Annotated in this window: 11 protein-coding genes; 1 reads left to right on the forward strand and 10 read right to left on the reverse strand. The window is 68.4% G+C overall.

Translation table 11 applies throughout. The features are described 5' to 3' along the window. Window positions 1–111: 111 nt before the first annotated feature. The 3 genes from NB3_RS10205 to NB3_RS10215 form a co-directional block, all read right to left on the reverse strand. On the reverse strand, window positions 112–528 hold the full coding sequence (locus NB3_RS10205) for a type II toxin-antitoxin system VapC family toxin (RefSeq protein WP_244891847.1): 417 nt from the start codon (window positions 526–528) through the stop codon (window positions 112–114). After that, window positions 525–740 carry a type II toxin-antitoxin system CcdA family antitoxin gene (locus NB3_RS10210; RefSeq protein ID WP_067800071.1) on the reverse strand — a complete coding sequence of 72 codons (216 nt, stop codon included), beginning with the start codon at window positions 738–740 and terminating at the stop codon, window positions 525–527. The genes NB3_RS10205 and NB3_RS10210 overlap by 4 nt, the downstream gene beginning before the upstream one ends. Window positions 741–867: 127 nt before the next feature. Continuing rightward, window positions 868–4,233 (reverse strand): arabinosyltransferase domain-containing protein, encoded by a 3,366-nt coding sequence (locus NB3_RS10215; protein WP_067800074.1) that lies wholly within the window; start codon window positions 4,231–4,233, stop codon window positions 868–870. Between the two features lie 227 nt (window positions 4,234–4,460). Between NB3_RS10215 and NB3_RS10220 the strand changes: the two genes are divergently transcribed. Then, window positions 4,461–4,958 carry a peptidylprolyl isomerase gene (locus NB3_RS10220; RefSeq protein ID WP_067800077.1) on the forward strand — a complete coding sequence of 166 codons (498 nt, stop codon included), beginning with the start codon at window positions 4,461–4,463 and terminating at the stop codon, window positions 4,956–4,958. 66 nt (window positions 4,959–5,024) lie between these two features. Here the strand turns inward: NB3_RS10220 and NB3_RS10225 are convergent, their stop codons facing one another. The 7 genes from NB3_RS10225 to NB3_RS10255 form a co-directional block, all read right to left on the reverse strand. Further along, window positions 5,025–6,569: an acyl-CoA carboxylase subunit beta gene (locus NB3_RS10225; RefSeq protein ID WP_067800080.1), complete on the reverse strand. Its 1,545-nt coding sequence runs from the start codon at window positions 6,567–6,569 to the stop codon at window positions 5,025–5,027. After that, on the reverse strand, window positions 6,566–11,845 hold the full coding sequence (gene pks13, locus NB3_RS10230; protein ID WP_084486089.1) for a polyketide synthase Pks13: 5,280 nt from the start codon (window positions 11,843–11,845) through the stop codon (window positions 6,566–6,568). Before pks13 ends, NB3_RS10225 begins: the two co-directional genes overlap by 4 nt. Before the next feature lie 110 nt (window positions 11,846–11,955). Then, window positions 11,956–13,869 (reverse strand): long-chain-fatty-acid--AMP ligase FadD32, encoded by a 1,914-nt coding sequence (fadD32, locus tag NB3_RS10235; RefSeq protein ID WP_067800083.1) that lies wholly within the window; start codon window positions 13,867–13,869, stop codon window positions 11,956–11,958. A gap of 190 nt (window positions 13,870–14,059) precedes the next feature. After that, the gene (locus NB3_RS10240) at window positions 14,060–15,103 is read right to left on the reverse strand and encodes an LLM class F420-dependent oxidoreductase (protein ID WP_084486091.1); all 1,044 of its coding nucleotides are present in this window, start codon (window positions 15,101–15,103) and stop codon (window positions 14,060–14,062) included. A gap of 170 nt (window positions 15,104–15,273) precedes the next feature. Further along, window positions 15,274–16,266: a cutinase family protein gene (locus tag NB3_RS10245; RefSeq protein WP_084486093.1), complete on the reverse strand. Its 993-nt coding sequence runs from the start codon at window positions 16,264–16,266 to the stop codon at window positions 15,274–15,276. Next, window positions 16,257–16,751, reverse strand: coding sequence for a DUF732 domain-containing protein (locus NB3_RS10250; protein WP_244891848.1), 495 nt, complete (start codon window positions 16,749–16,751; stop codon window positions 16,257–16,259). The genes NB3_RS10245 and NB3_RS10250 overlap by 10 nt, the downstream gene beginning before the upstream one ends. 602 nt (window positions 16,752–17,353) lie before the next feature. Continuing rightward, window positions 17,354–19,153, reverse strand: a complete 1,800-nt coding sequence (locus NB3_RS10255; RefSeq protein ID WP_067800095.1) for an alpha/beta hydrolase-fold protein — start codon at window positions 19,151–19,153, stop codon at window positions 17,354–17,356. Window positions 19,154–19,160 lie beyond the last annotated feature (7 nt).

Below are 19,160 nucleotides of genomic sequence, written 5' to 3' on the forward strand. Positions count from 1 at the left end.
GGGCCGCCGCGCAGGATCAACCTGCGCGGCGGCCCTGCGTCTGGGCACTTAGCCCATAGCCGGCTCGCTGAACGCGACATCGACGGGTATCGGCACGTCCCACACACCCCGCTATTCGCGACGCTCGGCCATACCGCGGATGTCCTCAGCGCGTGAAGCCGCTCGAGCCAAACGCCCGTCCGTGGTGATCAGCGGCACGTCCAGCTGTTCGGCGAGTTCGACATATAGGGCATCAGTCAGCCTGATAGCCGCGCGGCGAGCCCAAGCGCCTTTGGTCAGATTCATCAATGGATGACGAGTCAATGGCGCGCGTGCGAGACGGCTCAGCGCAGTCTCGACGTCGGTGTCGGTCAAATCGCCGGCCCGATTCAGTCGTCCCAGCGCGGACAGCACTTCAGCGTCGAAGTGCGCCGGGACATGCATGATAGTTGGCGTGATTCGCTCGATCACGGCGGCCGTGCGATCGTTGCGCACGAGAAGGTCGACCATCGCGCTGGCATCCAGCACGATCTGTTCGGAAGAGGTCACCTGCCGAACTCATCCCGAGACGAATCCAAAGCGTCGAGGGTAGCTTCGTGGGAGACCGCTGGTCGATCAGCGAACTCGGCCAGCCAAGCCGAGGTGGCAGTCTTCTCGAGTTCGGCGAGAATCGCGGCCTGAGTAAGCGCGGACACGTTCAGTCCACGTTCACGCGCGCGTTCAGCTAGTTCGTCGGGCACGTAGACATTGAGCCGAGCCATGCATCAACTATACACACTTATGTGTGTATAGTTGTCCCGGCAGGCCTGACGGCTGGTGATCCGTGACAACAAAGGGCCGTCGCACAGTTTCCTGCGCGACGGCCCTCTAGCCGACTGGTCCCGAACGTCAGAACACCCGCATGCTGCCCGGGGACCACAAGCCCGAGCGGGTGGCGGTGCCGGTGTCCAGCTTCGCCGGGACGGCGTTGCGGTCGTACTGGTCGTAGCGCTCCAGCGACCCCCAGTCGCGCGCCCAGTCGTTCTTCAGGTAGGTGGGCACGGTGGTGGACCTGGCCAGCATCTGGGTGAAGCCGAGCACGCCGCCGAACTCCTCGGCCTGCCAGGTGTTGGTCGAGCTGATGGCCAGCGGGCGGTCCGGCAGGATGCGGTAGCCGGGCACCTCGGCGACGCCGTTGCGGTGGTCGAACGGACGCTGGCACGGGAACTGCAGGCCGACCGCCCAGTCCAGCAGGATCGGCTGCTGGGAACCCAGCAGGCTGTTGAGCGTCTGTAGCTTCGGCATCCGCGGCGGCGTGAACGCCAGCCACTGGTCCCCGATCAGGATCGGGTCGTTGGCGACGATGCGTACCGCGTCGGCGTCGGGCGCGATCTCGTCCAGCGGCACCCGCAGGTTGCGCCAGGACGGGAACGGGCCGATGTCGCGCGGCAGGTAGGTGCCGAGCTTCTGCACACTGCCGTCGGGCTGCCGCTTGCCGTAGTCGACGGTCAGCGACTGGCCGTACTTCATCGCGCCGGTGTCGTCGAAGGAGAGGATGCGGCCCGCGGCGGAGATCACCACCAGCGGCTTGTCCGCCGACCGCGCGGGCAGCTGGTACCAGCTCGACGTGACGTTGGCGGGCTGCTGCATGCCGTTCTGGTAGCTGCCGAGGATCGGCGTGGTCGCCGGGTCGAGGCCGAACGGCAGGGCGACGGTGGAGCCGTTCACGCCGCGCGCGCCCTGACCACCGCCCGTGCCCGCGCTCTGCCCCTCGGCGAAGGCCGCGCCGACCGACTGGGTCGAGGTGTTACCGGTGCCCGGCTTCACTTCGACGCTGTCGGCGGACAGATCGTTCGGCACGCCGTTGGGATCGAATCCGACCGGGTCGACGCCGGCCAGCGGGTCGGACGGATCGGTCGGCGGATGCGCCGGGTCGATGATCGGCTCCAGCTTGCCCGCGTTCGGGTCCGGCTCCACCAGCACGTCGTTGGCCAGGCCGCAGGTGCTGCCGCCGAGCGCGTCGATGTTCGAGCGGGCCAGCGAGTACGCCGGATACTGCGAGACAGCGCCCTTGACCAGCGAGAGCACCTCGAGTGCGACCATCAGCGCGGCGACCACGGTCAGCGGGATCGCGGCGAACCGTCGGATCCGCCTGCCGCGCGCCGTCTTGGCCGACGGCTGCGGCTTGGTGTAGTCCTCCCGCAGCGCGTACCACCCGACCAACGCCAGCGCCAGGCCGAACAGAACGAGCATCAGGGTGTTCGACTGGTAGCCGTGCAGCGAGATGCGCTTGTCGAACCACGGCACGCCGAAGCTGGACACGTACCAGTAACCGTTGATGCCGGAGAACGCGACCGCGAGCACGAACAGCAACCCGGCCAGGAAGATGGCCCGGTTCTTCCTGGCCCGCAACGCGCTCGCCGAGACCGCGACCGCGGTGACCGCCGCCAGCGAACCCGCGATGCCCGCGTACGCGCCGAAGTGGTGGGTCCACTTGGTCGGGTTGAACATCATGAAGAAGATCGTGCCGAAGACCACGCCCATCAGCCGCCAGGTCGGCCCGCTCGCGATACCCGGCACCTGCCTGCGCCGCAGCAGCACCAACATGGTGGTGAACAGGCACAGCAGCATCACCAGGAAGGCGAAGCGGCGCGACAGCGAGCCGTCGACGGTCTCCACGAACAGGTAGTAGTAGCGCAGGTAGTCCTCGTACCAGGCCAGGTTCGGCCCGGTCACCTGACGGACCCGGTTGGCCTCCTGGATGCCCGCGAAGGTCTGGTCGGTGTAGACGGCCGTCAGCACCAGCACGCCCGCCGCGCCGATCGGCGCGAGCAGTGGCAGCGTCGAGCCCCATCGCCCGGCGCCGAGCGCGGCGAACTGCCGGTGCTTGCGCACCACGATGCGCACCATCGGACGGATACCGGCCAGCAGGGCGGCCACACACATCAGGCCGGTCGGCGCTGCCGCCAGGGTGAACGCCGCCACCAGCACGGACACCGCCGCGGGCAGCAGCCGCCCGGTCGCGATGGCCCGCTCGATCGACACCCAGGTCAGCAGCGCGCCGAGCGCGACGATCGGCTCGGAGCGCAGGCCGTTGTCGAACGGCAGCCAGAACGCCAGGAACACCAGTCCACCGGTCCACAGCGCCACCTTGCTGGTGCGCACCCCGCGGCCGAGCCGCGGCACCACCTCGCGGCTGATCACAAGCCAGCACAGGATCGCGCAGGCCAGCGCGGGCAGCCGGACCCAGGGACTGGCGGTGGAGATCTCCGAGAAGATCTGGATCACGTAGTAGTACCAGCCGAACGGCGCCTCCGGCACGCCGTACCAGCGGAAGTAGTTGGCCATGTACCCCGCGTGCGGAGCCACCCGGACCATGCTGAGGATGTAGCCGTCGTCGGAGGTGTTCGCGCCCGCGAAATGCCACAGCAGCAGCGTGCCGACCACCGCGCCGTCCGCCCAGGTCGGCTTCAGCCAGTTCGCGGGCAGGAACCGGCGGTGCCCGCGCCCGTCGCTGCTGTCGAGCCGGGCCAGCGCCGCCAGCGCGATCAGCGTGCAGAGCACCGCCGCGATCATCGCGATCAGCTTGATCGCGGTCGGGCTGGAGGAGAAGCGGGTGTCCACCGTCATGGTGAACGACAACCCGTTGGGCGCCGCGCCCTTCAGGTCGGAGAACACGCCGACCACCTGGGGCCGCAGATCGCCGCCGAGCGTCCCCTCCACCGGCACGGTGACCAGCTCGGTCGCCCCGGGTGCCCCACCCTCGACCGGACGCTCCACCTGCCTGGTCAGCCCGTTGAACCCGCTGTAGGTGCGCTCGCTGTCGGAGGTGATGCTCAGCGACGTGCACTCGCCCATGCGACCGCGGTCGGCCGACACCACCACCGCGTTGCGGTCGACCACGTCCACCGAGGTTTCCGAGACCCGCACGAACAGCGCTTCCAGCGCGGCCCGGTCACCCTGCGGCGGCGCGGTGGCCAGCAGCATGCCGCCGCGCTCGGGTAGCTGGGCGATCGTCTCGCACGGGATCGTCGCCTTCAGGTCGATCGGGACCTGCGACATCAGCGGCGCCTGCACGTTGCCGAGCGTCCCGCCCTGCGGCCAGTTCAGCACCGCGGTGGTCTGCGTGACCGGCAAGAACGGCGTCGCGAGCGCGAACAAGGCCCCGAGCACTCCGGCCACCAGCGCGATGAGCCGGGCGGTGCGGAAATCGTTCGGGGTCACCACCGGGGCGGCGGGAGGTTTCGTCAGAACAGCGGTTGCGGCGTCGGGCACGGTTGGCAATGCTATCTGGCTCCGTCGCCGCACCGGGTCTTTAGGCCGTACTAGTCAGGTGTCGCGAGCGTCGGGTTCGATTCCGGCGTTCAGCGCCACTCGCCTTTCGGGTGTGCCTGATCAGTATCCCCACGTACATACAAGATCAGCCACCTTGATCGGACCGCGAGCACAGGAAACAGGAGCCGAATGGCTCACCCGTGGCGGAGAAATGGAAAGGTGGGGGTATGACCAAGGTGAATCTCTCGACGAACTACGGATCGATCGTGCTCGAACTGGACGATCAGAAAGCGCCGAACACGGTGCGCAATTTCGTGGACTACGTGAACGCCGGCCACTACAACGGCACCATTTTCCACCGCGTCATCCCCGGCTTCATGATCCAGGGCGGCGGGTTCGAGCCCGGACTGCGCCAGAAGGGCACCAAAGACCCGATCCAGAACGAAGCGAACAACGGCCTGAAGAACAACAAGTACACCGTCGCGATGGCGCGCACCAACGACCCGCACTCGGCCACCGCGCAGTTCTTCATCAACGTCTCCGACAACGATTTCCTCAACCACTCCGCTCCCACCCCGGCGGGCTGGGGCTACGCCGTATTCGGCGAGGTGACCGAGGGCACCGACGTGGTCGACAAGATCGCGGGCGTCGCCACCTCGTCGGCGGGCATGCATCAGGACGTGCCGGTCGACGATGTCGTCATCGAATCCGCCACCGTCAGCTGATCATTCGATAGCGATACGCGAATCGGGCCGCACCCCAAGGGGATGCGGCCCGATCGTGTTCCGGTGCTACAACGGCAGCAAGTGGTGCTTGCGCGGGTTGCGGGCAACCGCCTTGTCCCGCAACAGTTGCAGCGCGCGACGAATTTCCAGCCGGGTCGTCGCAGGCTCGATGACCGCGTCGACGTATCCGCGTTCGGCGGCCACCCACGGCGTCGCCACGGTGGCGTTGTAGAAGTCGATCATCTGCTGGCGAATCGCCGCGCGCTGGTCCTCGGGCGCTGCGTCGATCTGCTTGGCCCCGATCAGGCTGACCGCGCTCTCCGCGCCCATGACCGCGATCCGCGCCGTCGGCCAGGCCAGGTTCACGTCGGCGCCCAGCTGCTTGGAGCCCATCACGGCGTAACCGCCGCCGTAGGACTTGCGGATCACCACGGTGACCTTCGGCACCGAGGCCTCCACATAGGAGAACAGGAACCGTCCGCCGCGCTTGATGACGCCGATCTTCTCCTGTTCCACACCGGGCAGGAACCCCGGCGTGTCCACGACGAACACCAGCGGGATCTCGAACGCGTCGCACAGGCGCACGAAATGCGCCGCCTTGTCCGAGGCGCGGGCGTCCAGCGCGCCCGCGTACACCATCGGCTGGTTGGCCACCACGCCGACGCTGCGGCCGTCCACCCGGGCGAAGCCGGTGATGACGTTGCGTCCCGCCGAAGCGCCGACCTCGTGGAAGGCGCCGTCGTCGAAGATGCGCAGCAGGATCTCGTGCATGTCGTACCCGGAGTTGTCGGAGTCCGGGACGATCGAGTTCAGTTCCAGGTCGGTGTCGGTGATCTCCGGCTCCAAGCCGGGATTCACGATCGGCGCCAGCTCCTGGCAACTGGTCGGCAGATAGCTCAGGTAGTCGCGGACCCACTCGAACGCGGCCGCCTCGTCCTTGGCCACATGGTGGATGTTGCCGTATTCCGCCTGGCTGCGCGCGCCGCCGAGCTCTTCGAGGCTCACGTCCTCGCCGGTGACCTCACGGATCACCTTCGGCCCGGTGACGAACATGTACGCCTCTTCGGTCGCCACCACCACATCGGTGTTGATCGGGGCGTAGACGGCGCCACCGGCGCATTTGCCGAGGATCATCGAGATCTGCGGGACCAGCCCGGACAGCGGCTCCTGCCGCCGCCCCAGTTCGGCGTACCAGGCCAGCGAGGTCACCGCTTCCTGCACGCGGGCGCCGCCGGAGTCGTTGATGCCGACCACCGGGCAGCCCACCTTGGCGGCGTACTCCAGGATTCCGGCGACCTTGCGGCCGAACATCTCGCCGACCGAACCGCCGTAAACGGTCTGGTCGTGCGAGAACACCGCGACGGGCCTGCCTTCGACCAAGCCGTGCCCGGTGACCACGCCGTCGCCGTAGAGCGCGGCGGGATCGCCCGGTTTGCGCACCAGCGCGCCGATTTCCACGAACGTTCCCGGATCGAGCAGCATGTTGATCCGGTCGCGGGCGCTGGGAATGCCCTTCTTCGCCCGCTTGGCGATCCCCGCTTCACCCGCTGGCTCCTGCGCCAGATCCAGGCGCTTGCGCAGGTCGGCGAGTTTCTCGGCAGTCGTGCTCACTTGGCCCCTTTCGCCTCGATCGCGGCGAGCTTCGCGGTCAGGTCGGCTCCGATCTTGCCGATCCGCGGTTCGTCGATGATCTGCAGGTGGTCGCCCGCGATATGGACGACCTCCAAATTCGGGATGTATTCGTTCCAACCGCCATTGGGCAGCCGGTCGGCGAAGCGTGGCTCCAGCTCGATCATCCCGTCGTGATAGCGATCGGCGAGGTACAGCACCACATTGCCGTCGTACTGCGACGGTTGGGTTTTGGCGAGCTCGCGGCTCTCGATCCACGAGGTGCGCTGGTGTTCGAGCACGCCACCGGGAATCTTCGTGCCGCTGATCTTGATCAGGTCGCTGATCATCTTGAACTGCTCTTCGTCGGAGGCCGCGGCCAGCGTCTCCAGCTGTTCGCGGTCGAGTTCGCCGTCGACGCCGTAGGTCTTCTTGGCGAAGGCCTGGTAGCGCTCGATCCGGCGCACCCGCTCCTCGGGGCTGTTGTCCTCGCCCTGCGTCGGAATGGCCAGGTCGATCAGGCCGACCACGCGCACGTCGGCGCCCTCGGCGCGAAGCAGCTGCGCGGTCTGCATGGCCAGCACCGCACCCAGCGACCAGCCGTACAACACGAACGGACCGTCGCCCTGGAGTTTGCGCAGCTCCGGAAGGTACTGGCGGGCTCGTTCCTCGATGGAGCCCTCGACCCGTTCCAAGCCGTACATCGGTGTGTCGGCGGGCAGCCGCTTCAGCAAGGGTTCGTACACCAGCGTGTTTCCGCCGGACGGATGGAACACGAAGACCGGCACGGCATCCGAGCCTTCCGGCCGCGCCCGCAGCGGACGAACGAATCCGTCCACATCCGCGCCGCTGTCCTGCAAGTTGCGGACGATGTCGGCCAGCTGCTCGATGGTCTCGCAGTCGAGCACGTCGTCCACGGTGACCTCGGCCTTGACCCGCTCGGTCAGGCGCGCGGCCAGTTTCTCCGCGGTGTCCTCGTCGAGGATCGGCAGGGTGTTGAAGATGCCGCCGGCGGATTTGCCGGTGACCACCGCCCAGGTGGCGAAGGTCAGGCGCTCGGCGGCGTCGCGTGGCGGGACGTCGTCCTCGTCGGCGGACGACTGGGCGCCGCCGCCGAACACCGCCGCGGGCGACGCGGGAGCCGGTGCGGCCTCGGCGACCGGTTCCGCGGTGGGAGCCGCGTCGCCTCCGGCTGCGTCCTCCTGGCTGGCGGAAACCGAATCGGACTCGGCGGCAGCGGTTTCCGGCGACGTGGGCGCGGCACCCGTCACCGCCGCGACCGGGTCGGCGCCGGTGGCCAGCGCCGCGCGGGCCGTGGCGATGAAATCTGCGTCGACGGCCAGCTCGCCGGTACCGCCCGCGGCCTTGTCGGCGGCCTGCTGATCAGCCATCGCCTGCACCTCGTCGCGGTGCTCGATCGCGTACCGCAGCACCTTGCCGACCTCGTGCAGGCTCGCGTCCCGCACCGCCTGCACCTGCAACTGCGGGATGTCGAACTCGTACTCGACACGGTTCTTGATGCGCATCGCCATCAGCGAGTCCAAGCCGAGTTCCATCAGCGGGATCTCCATCGGGAGATCCTCGACCGCGTAACCCATGGACTCCGCGACGATCAGGGCGAGCCGTTCCTCGACGCTCTGCGTGCCGTTCGGATCCCACCGGTCGCCGAAGGTCTCCACGACCTCGAGGTCGGCCTCACCTTGCGGCTGCGCCGCGACCGCGGGAACGGACTCGGCCGCAACGGGTTCCGGCAACGGAGCGCCAGAGGTCACCACGGCGTCGAACACCAGGCGGAAGGCGCTGCCTTCCTTGGCGTGCACCTGCACCGAGGCGCCACCGGGATGCGGGGTGAGCGTGGTGGTGAGCGTGCCCGCGGCCGGAATCGGCGCGTGCGGGATCGACGCGCCGAGCGACACGTCGCTGAGCACCTGCGCCGCCGCGACACGCACGAGCCCGGCGAGGTCGGACACCGCGGACGCCTGCACCTCCCAGACGTGCCTGCCGTCCGGCAGCGCCACGTGCGCACCGGGAAGCCTGCCGTTGCCGCCCGAGGACAGCTGGACCTTCGGCCAGTACTCCTTGCGCACGAACGTGGTGCGCGGAACGTCGGCGTACTCGCCGGGACCGACGAGCGAGAACAGATCCACCTTGTGCCCGTGCACGTACAGCTGGGCGAGCGCGGCGATCACACCCGCGGACTCGTCCTCCTTGCGCTTGAGCGTGGGGATGAGCTGCGCGTCGTGCACGCCCGCGGCGAAGGTGGTGCCGAGCACCTGCATCAGCGCGACCGAGTTCGGCGCCAGCTCCAGGAATGTGGTGTGCCCTGCGTCCACCGCGAGCTTCACCGCGTTGGTGAAGTACACGCTGTGGCGCATGTTCTTGACCCAGTAGTCCTCGTCGTGGATCGGGTCGTGACCGGAGCGGAAGAACTCTTCCTTGTGCACCGTCGAGTACAGGCCGGTCTTCAGCTTGGTCGGCTCGATACCGGCCAGCTCAGCGGCCAGCTCGCCGAGCAGCGGATCCATCTGCGAGGTGTGGCCCGCGCCGCGGGTCTGCAGCACCCGGGCGAACTTGCCCGCCGCCTCCACCCGCGCGACGATCGCCGCGACCTGGTCCTGCGGGCCGCCGATCACCGTGTTGGTCGGCGCCGCGTACACCGCGACCTCGACGTCCGGGTACTCCGGCAGCAGGGCGGCCACGTCCTCGGCGCTGTACTCGACGAGCGCCATGTTGCGCACGTCGTCGTCGCTGATCATCTGCTCGCCCTCGCCCATCAGGCGGGAACGGGCGCAGATCACGCGCACCGCGTCCTCCAGCGAGAGACCACCGGCGATGTACGCGCCCGCGACCTCACCCATGGAATGACCGACCACCGCTTCGGGTTCCGCGCCGTGCGCGCGCAGCAGCGCGGCCAGGCCGACCTGGATGGTGAAGATGCCGACCTGCGAGGTGCCGACGTTGTAGTCCTGGCTGTCGTCGAGGAACAGTTCGCGCACCGAGTACCCGGCCTCGTCCTGCACCAGCTCGTCGACCTCGTCGACGGCCTTTGCGAAGATCGAGTTCTCCAGGTACAGCTGCTTGCCCATCTTGCGGTGCTGCGCGCCGAAACCGGCCAGCACCCACATCGGACCCATGGCCGCTGGCGCGTCGGCGGTGAAGACGCCGGGCCCCGGTTTGCCCGCCGCGATGGCGCGCAGTCCGGCGATCGCCTCTTCGTGCGTCTTGGCCAGCACCACGCCGCGCGAACGCCAGTGGCTGCGCTTGGCCAGCGACCGCGCCACATCGGCGAGGGGGGTCCGCGCGCCCGCCTCGGACTCCAGCCAGTCGGCCAGCTCGGCGGCGGCACGGCGGCGGCGCGACGGCAGATAGCCCGACACGGGCAGGATCTGCGGCAACGGCTCGGTGCGCTCGGCGGTCCACTCCGCGACGGCTTCCGCCACCTCGGCCACGGCATCACCGGCTTCGGATTCCGCCACCGCTTCGGTGGTCTCCTCCACGGTGTCCTCGTCGAGCTGGGACTCGAGTTCGGAGAACGGGGCCTGGGTCTCGGCGGCGGGCACGTACTCCTGGACGACGATGTGCGCGTTGGTGCCGCCGAAACCGAAGCCGGAGATGCCGATGGTGGCCTTGCCGCTGTAGCGCGGGAACTCGGTGGGCTCCTCGACGACCTTCAGCCGCGCCTGGTCCCACGGAATGTACGGGTTCGGGCCCGCGTAGCCGATGTTCGGCGGAATGACGTTGTGCTGCAACGACATGACCACCTTCGCCAGGCTCGCCGCACCGGCGCCGGACTCCAGGTGACCGAAGTTGGTCTTGGCCGAACCGAGCAGCGCGGGCTTGTCGGCTTCGCGGCCACGGCCCACCACGCGGCCGAGCGCGTCGGCCTCGATCGGGTCGCCGATGAGGGTGCCGGTGCCGTGCGCCTCGATGTAGTCGACCGCCGACGGCGCGATGCCCGCGTCCCGGTAGGCGCGGCGCAGCACCTCGGCCTGCGCGTCGGGATTCGGGGCGAGCAGGCCGTTGGACCGGCCGTCGTTGTTGACCGCCGTGCCCTTGATCACGGCGTAGATCGTGTCGCCGTCGCGCTCGGCGTCGGCCAGGCGCTTCAGCACCACCAGACCGCCGCCCTCGGAGCGGACCATGCCGTCGGCGTCGTTGGAGAAGGCTTTGATGTGCCCGTCCTTGGCGACACCGCCGTTGGCGTCGAAGCCGAGGGTGGCCATCGGCGCCAGCAGCATGTTCACGCCACCGGCCAGCGCAAGATCCGCGTCACCGTTGCGCAGCGCCTGCACCGCCTCGTGCACCGCCACCAGGGTCGAGGAGCACGCGGTGTCGACGGACACCGACGGACCGCGGAAGTCGAAGAAGTAGGAGACCCGGTTCGGGATGATGGAGCTGACGCTGCCCATGATCGCGTACGCCTCGGCCGACACCGGCACGTTCGGATCGCGCTCACTGCCCAGCCCGAGCGCCGCGAGCAGCATGAAGTCGTTGCCGGAAGAGCCGATGAACACGCCGACCGGCTCGCCCTTGAGCTCGCTGGCCGGAATCCGTGCGTGCTCGAGGGCCTCCCAGGTCAGCTCCATCATCAGGCGCTGCTGCGGATCGACCCGCTCGACCTCGACCGGCGACATGGCGAAGAACTCGGCGTCGAAGCCCTTGACGACCTCCTGATCGAGGTAGCCGCCCTTGGTGTTGGCCTTCTCGATCGCCTCGGCCAGCTGCGGCTCGGCCATGAACTCCGACCAGCGCCCTTCCGGCCGCTCCCGGATGCCGTCACCGCGGCCGATGAGGAAGTCCCAGGTCGACTCGGGGGTGTCGCCCGCGCCGGGCAGCCGCGTCGACAAACCGACGATCGCGATGTCGTGCGCCTCGCCGGGACGGTAACCCGCGGTGTAGAACGAGTCGTCCCCGGTTTCCTCCGGCAGGTCCGGCTCGCCGTTGATGATCCGCTCGGCCAGCGCGGCGATGGTCGGATGCTGATAGACGATCGTCGCGTTCAGCAGCACGCCGGTCAGTTCCTCGATGTCCCCACCGAGGGCGATGGCGTCCCGCGAGGCGAGCCCGAACTCCTCCATCGGCCGGTCGACGGTGATCTGCTCGATCGGTTGCCCGGTCGCTTCGGAGACCCAGCGCCGTAACCATTCACGCAGCTCCGCGACCGACATGTCGGTCTGCGCGCCGCCGTTGGTTGCCTCGGCCGTGGCCGACGCGTCGGCGACGGCCTCCACGGGCGGGGTGTCGGTCGTCTGGGTGGGCGTGCCCTCGTTGTCAGCCATCAATTCCTCAAGCTACCTGTCTGCGTACCGGGCGTACCGTGAATTGACGCTCGGCGCGTGGGAAGCTCGGCGCCGAGCGTCGATGGTCGGTCCGAGGCCGCCCCTGGCAATTACTCTTCCGGTGCATCGGGGAAAGCCTGCTGGGTGTAACCACCCCGCAGCGTTCCCTCCAGATAGGCCGCCCGGCAGGCGCGGCGGGCGATCTTGCCGCTGGAGGTGCGCGGAATCGACCCCGCCGGCACCAGCAGCACGTCACGAACGGTCACGCCGTGGCGCTGGGAGATCGCCGCGCGCACCGCGTCGGCGATCGGCAGCGGATCGGCCTTGCCCGCACCGGGACCGCGCTCACCCACGATGACCAGCTGCTCGGACGCGTCGTCGGCGTCGAACTGCAGACCGGAGTGGCTGCCCTGCTCGAACACCTCGGCCGGGAGCTGGTTGGCGGGCACCGAGAACGCCGCCACGAAGCCGGGACGCAGCGCGCTGCTGGCTTCCTGCGCGGAGAACTCCAGGTCCTGCGGGTAGTGGTTGCGTCCGTCCACGATCACCAGGTCCTTGACCCGTCCGGTGATGTAGAGCTCGCCCTCGAAGTACACGCCGTAGTCGCCGGTGCGCATCCAGTTCGCGTCCGGCGCGGTGCCCTCGGCGTGGCTGCCTTCCGGCAGGCGCTCGGTGACCTTGTTGTGGAACGTCGCCGCGGTCTCGTCGGGACGACCCCAGTAGCCGATGCCCATGTTGTTGCCGTGCAGCCAGATCTCGCCGACGTGCCCGTCCGGCACCTCGCGGCCGCCGCCGGACTCCACGGATTCGGGATCGATGATCGTCGCCCACTGCGAGAGCGCGACGTAACCGCAGGACACCTGCGCGATCGCGTCCTCGTGGCTCGGGTCGACCTTCACCATGCGTCCCGCGTTGAGTTCCTTGCGGTCGACGTAGGTGACCTTGGCCTCGTCCTCGGCCTTGGTGGCGGAGACGAACAGCGTGGCCTCGGCCATGCCGTAGCACGGCTTGATGGCGGTCTTGGGCAGGCCGTAAGGGGCGAACGCCTCGTTGAACTTCTTCATCGACGACGTGGTCACCGGCTCGCTGCCGTTGATCAGGCCGATGACGTTCGACAGGTCCAGCGACTCGCCGTTCTTCGGCAGGCCGCGCGCCGCGGCGTGCTCGAACGCGAAGTTCGGTGCGGCGGCGAACGTTCCGGCGCCGTCGGAAACCGCGGCCAGCTCCTTGATCCACCGGTAGGGGCGGCGCACGAACGCGCTCGGCGACATGATGGTGATGTACTTGCCGCCCACCGCGGGCAGGATCACCGTCAGCAGGCCCATGTCGTGGAACAGCGGCAGCCAGGTGACGCCGCGCGAGTTCCAGTCCAGGTTGATCGCGTCGACCATCTGCAGCAGGTTCGTGCCCACCGCGCGGTGGGTGATCTCCACGCCCGCGGGCACCCGGGTGGAACCCGAGGTGTACTGCAGGTAGGCGATGTCGTCGATCGCGATGTCCGGACGCACCCAGCTCTCGCCGACGCTGTCGGGAATCGCGTCCACCGCGATGATGCGCGGGCGCTGGGCGGCGGGCAGCGAGCGGAAGAACTGCCGGACCCCGGCCGCGGAGGAGCTCGCGGTCAGGATGGCCGATGGCTCACAGTCGCCGAGCACCGCGTGCAGGCGATCGGTGTGGCCCGGCTCGTCCGGGTCGAACAGCGGGACCGAGATGGTGCCCGCGTAGATCGCGGCGAAGAAGGAGATCACGTAGTCCAAGCCCTGCGGCGCGAGGATCGCGACCCGGTCGCCCGGGTTGGTCACCTGCTGCAGTCGAGCGGCCACCGCGCGCAGCCGAATGCCGAACTCACGCCACGTCAACTCCTGCGCCTCGCCGTCGCGCTCGCGCGAGTAGTCGATGTAGCGATACGCCAGGGTGTTCGCGTCGTTCCTGGTGTGCTTCTCGACGTGATCAACCAGGGTGTGATCCTCGGGAATACGGATGTTCCCGGTTTCGTCCAGGTAGTCGTCGAAAGTCTCTTCCATTCCTTCTTCTCCTCCGAGGCACACGCAGCAAGACGGCGAGATCGCCGCTTTTACCTGTGAGGCCCCGACTCGCTTTCGCCCGCGGGTGCTCCAAGTGCAGAGCCAGCCTGCAGATTTTGTGCGGTCTGCGCGGTGACCGCTTATCGGCTAGATGTACTCAAACCAGAGTCATGTTACAGAGAAGACCGGCTCACTCGTCCCGCAGCAGGGGAATAACGGGGGCGAACGCGTCCATCTGGGTGGGGAATACACCGACGTAGGACATCGAGGTGAGCTGCCGCACACGGCGGATCTGCTCGGCGATCTCCTCGAATGTCCCGATCGCCACGTAGGGCGAGTTCAGGATGTCCTCGACGGACAGCTGAACATCGACCTCCAGGTTCGGGTGCAGTCCCCGGTCCAACGCCGACAACGCCATCTCCGCGGTCTTCTCGCGATCGTCGGTGATCACGATGGCGGTGATGGCCCAGTTCAGCTCGATGTCGGCGAACCGGTCACCGGCGGCCTCCTTGATCAGATTCACCTTTTCCACGGCCTTCTCGATGGTGATACCGGAGAGAAGGCCCTTGCCGTTCTTGGTGGTCACGGGAACGACGGAGATGATGTCGGCGTGCTTGGCGGCCAGCCGCAGCATCTTCGGACCACCGCCGCCGGTGCAGATCGGCGGGCGCGGACCCTGCCGCGGCCGTGGGGTCCCCTTGACACCGCGGACCTGGTAGTGCTTGCCCTCGAAGGTGCACTCCTGGCCGCGCAGCAGCACATCCAGAATGGTCAGCGACTCATCCAGCTTCTCCAGCCGGACACCGGGGGACTCGTAGGGGATGCCCGCGTTCTCGAACTCCTCCTTGATCCAGCCCGCGCCGACGCCGACCTCGAGCCTGCCCTTGGACAGCACATCGATGGTCGCCAGGTCCTTGGCCAGCACGACCGGGTGGCGGAACCCGTTCGCCAGCACCGACGTGCCGAGCCGGATCTTCTCGGTGGCCTGGGTCAGCGCACCGAGCGCCGCGATCGGCCCGATCTGCTCACCGAGGTGATCGGGTACCACGAAGGTGTCGAAGCCGTACTCCTCGGCCTGCTGAGCGGTCTGCACGAACTTGCGCGCACCGCCCTCCTGCTTGTTTCCCTCACCGGCCGCCGCGAAGCGGAACGGACGCAACGGAGTGCCCAGCGCGGACAACGCAGCATCCGCGTCACGGCTCGCCGTGGTGGCCGGTGCGGCGGCTTCTGTCATGAACTCATGCTCCTGGCTGTAAGGAAAATACGGGCGCGACGCCCGCTTCCGGACTGCGCTGCGGTGGTGCCCGGCGTCGCGATCACCAGCGCACTTTACAGCGTGCTACCCAACTCGAGTTGCGCTTGTCACGCCAATCGGGTGCGGGGTATCTCACGGGCTGTGAATTTTCACGAATGGGCCGGATGCGGCGCTGCCTCGATGAGGCCCGCCGCCCAGTTCACCGTCCACTGCGTCGCGGTGGTGCCGTCACCGTCGACGACGTAACTGTTGTAGAGGGTGTGCACCGGGTTACCCGCGGCCCGGACCAGCGTGTTCACACTGCCCAAGATGTTGAACGGACTCAGGGCCTCACGGGGCGCGTCGCAGATCAGATCACCGGGCGCGCACATGGTGTAGGTGCGGTCGGCCAGTGCGCCAAAGCCCCCTTGACGCGGACCGGTCATCGTGATGCCGGGCACGTTCAACCCCTTCAGCGCGACTTCGGCACCCACACCCGGCGGCGGGGTGCCGATCTGGATCGCCTGGCCATTGCCGCTCTCGCCGGTGCGGCGTCCGTCGGCGATCAACGTCACGCCGAGCACCAGATCGGCGGGCACCGGGCCCGCGCCCGCGCCGATCTGCGCGGCGACGTCACCCGCGATCACCGCGCCCTGGGAGAACCCCGCGAGCACATAGGTGGTCAGCGGACACTCCTGATGACGTGCGGCCATGGCGTCGACCATCCGCTGGGTGCCCTCCGAGCGGCTGTTGTTGTAGGACTGCTGGCCGTCCGGCGGGATCGCGATCGGATTGGAGAACTGCGCGACGTACGGAACGGTGTAGACGTCCACTCGCTCGCTCGGGAACCGCTGGGCGATCGGGCCGGAGACGTTGAGCATCAGCGACACCGGGTTTGCGCTCGGGTTGTGCGGATCGTCGGCGCTGTTGGACTCCCAGGTGCCGGGCACCGAGATCATCTGCACGTCCGGGCAACTCGCGGGCTGCGAGGTCGGCCGTTCCGGCGGCTTCGGCCCGGGGCCGGGCGGGCGCAAGCGCCCCGCCAGCAGGTACCACAGCAGCAGGACCACAAGGACGATCAGCAGGACGACGCCGATCACGAGCAGGCATCCCGCCGGCTTGGACCGGCGGGAGCTCGAACGGACGCGCGAACTCACTGGCAGTACGTGGCGCGAGCGGTGGAGATGTAGATCTGCCCGGCCTTCTCCACCGGCATCTTCGCCGGGTCGAAGGAGGGATCGGAACCTGCCATCGCGTTGACGAAGGTCATCAGATCCTGGTCGGACGCGCCGGCGGCGGTGCCCTGGCAGACGTACGCGCCGATGCTCAGCGCGATGTCCGGGCTGGACGGGGTGACACCCTGCTTGGCCAGCTCGTCGAGGAACTTCTTGTCCTTGTCGGTGAGCTTCGAGGTGTCGGCGGGCGGAACCGCCTCGGTCGGCACCGGCTGCGGACGCTCGGGCGGCACCGTCGCCGTCGGCTGCTCCGGCGCGGGAGCGGGCTGTCCGGTCTCGGCGGGTGTCGAAGCAACCGGCGAGCTGATGGTCGCCGTCGTCGTGGTGCGGGTAGGCGATGGCGTGCTCGTGGCGGTCGAATCATTGTCGCCGCACGCGGCGAGCAGGCCGGTCGCGGCGATCGCCACAACCACGCCGACTACCTTTCCCGTGGTCCGATGCATGAATTCTTGTCCTCGATCTGTCACTGAGCGGGGTCGGGTCGCCCACCAGGCTAGCGGTGTTGAATTTGCCGCGCCTTCGCGCGGCGTGTTCGCGGCCCTTTATGGCTCGCGTCCGAGCGACCACCGCTTGCTCCTTCGTCGCCTACGCGGCGGCCACTCGGACGCGAGCCGGGCCGCGAACGGCGCATGCTCGGTCTCGTTTCGCTCGAAAGACGTGGTTGCGGTGCGCTGGGCGCGTCGACGTTCTGGCTCAGGCGGCCTCGTGGGCGCGATGCCGCAGCGCAACGTTTTGGTCGGCTGCGGCTGGGGCGCAAACGGCGGCAGGCCGGGTCTCGCTACCACCGGAAGCGGGGGCTCGGCCGACATGCTGGTATCGGCAGCAGCGCGCGGTCTCGATGCGCGGGCGCGGGCCGTGAGGGAAGCGCGGTGCGCTGACGACCGCACTGCCCCGCGAGTACAACATCGACCGAGCCGAGATTCCGTCTTGCCTGCTCGGACCCGGGAGTCGGGCCGACGTGCTGGTATCGGTGTCACCTCGCCATTCGGAGTCACACCCGGCGCATCTGCCGTGCTCAAAGTGCGTGTACTTCCGTTTTGCCGTCGCGCAGGGTGATGAAACCGCCCTGGAAGTTCTGTTGCACGCCGTCGGAGATGGGGAACTCGTCGCCGGTGGGGAAGCCGAGTTTGCCGTTTTCGTAGCCGGCGTCGCGCCAGGCGTCCAGGATCGGGCCGTTGCGGACCGCCCATGCGCCGGAGAGCGGGCTCCAGTAGATGGCGCCGCCTTCGAAACGGCTGAAGCGGCCGGCGTCCTTCACCGTCTGTTCCTCGGCGACCGGGAAGCCGAGGGGGCTGTTCTCGAAACCCAGCTGGGCGTACTTGCCGAGGATCAGACCTTGGACCCGATGCGTACCGGTGGCCTGGCTGTAGTAGAACGGACCGTTCTCGAAGCCTTGCACGGCGCCGTCGCGACTGGGCGTCTTCGCCTCCGGCGCGGTCGGATAACCGGCGGGGCCGCGCTCGAACCCCTGTTTGCCCCACTCATCGAAGATCGCGCCGCGAACCATCTGGGCGCCGGTCTGCGGCGTCCAGTACAGCGCGCCGTTCTGGAACGGCTGGAACCGGCCGCGGCCGTCCTCCAGCGCGCGCTCATCACCCGTCGGCAATCCGAGCGGTCCGGTAGGTCCGCCCGCCGCCTGGTATCCCGGCCCGAAAACGCCACCGACGGGGTAGGCGCCGCTGCCAGGTGCGAAGTAGACCCGGCCGCCCTTGAAATCCTGCGCGGTGCCTCCGGCCACGGCGTACTCCCCGGTGAGGCATTCACCCAGCCAGCCCGCAGCGGCGGCCACCGGACCTATCGCGCCACCCGGCTGACACGCGGGCTTGCCCGGATCGACGCCCAGCGCGGACGCGGCCTGGCTCCAGGACTGGCGCATCTCGAAATCCCAATACGGCCAGGAATGGGTGCCGGACGGGCGATAGTTCACCTGCGCCGGGATGGCCAGTTTGGACAGTTTTGTCACGAAGTTCTGCGAGGTGAGCCGGGAAAGGATCTCCAAGCCCATGCCCGCGACGTTGGTGCTCACGCCGGGAATGCCGAGGGCATGGTCGTAGGGACCGATCGCTCCGCTGCCGCTGGAGACGTAGAGGCTGACACCGCGCAGCTTGTCGGCCAGCACGTACGGGTCGTGCGCCTCCCACTCCGGGCTGGTCTGCGGGCCCCACATGGCGGCGGAGTCGAAACCGCCCGCGTCGCGCATGGCGAACTCGATGGCCTGCGGCATGCCCAGCGTCGTCGTGGTCAGGAACCCGGAATAGGACGCGGCGTGCCGGACGAAGCCCGGATTGCGGGCGGCGAGGAACATCGCGGCCGTGCCGCCCATCGAGAGGCCTTCCACGCCGCGCACCGGCGTCGCCCGCCAATGACTCTCCAGCAGCGGCGGGAGCTCTTTCGTCAGGAAGGTCTCCCACTTGTAGGTGCGGCCGTTGTCCGGCTGGAGCCAGTCGGCGTAGAAACTGGACTGCCCACCCACCGGCAGCACCACGGTGACGTTCTTGTCGGCGAAGAAATCGACCGCTCCCGCTTCCTTCGTCCAGCCGTTCTCGTCGTCGGTCGCACGCAGACCGTCGAGCAGGAACAGGACGGGGAACCGGGCTTCCGGCCGGGCGTTCCAGTCTCTGGCCAGCAACAGTTGGACCTGTATCGGCACCCCCATCGCGGGCGAGGTCACCCACAGCGCGACGCGGCGGTCGCTGAGCCACTGGATCCGCTCCAGCGCAGGTGCGGACACGGCAGCGGCGGGCTCCGCGACGGCGGGAGCATCCACGGACACGCTCGCGGCTAGCGGGACCACCATCGCGGTGGCGAGCAGCATGAGCCGC

This window comes from Nocardia beijingensis NBRC 16342 (genome assembly GCF_001612785.1).
Lineage (GTDB): Bacteria > Actinomycetota > Actinomycetes > Mycobacteriales > Mycobacteriaceae > Nocardia > Nocardia beijingensis.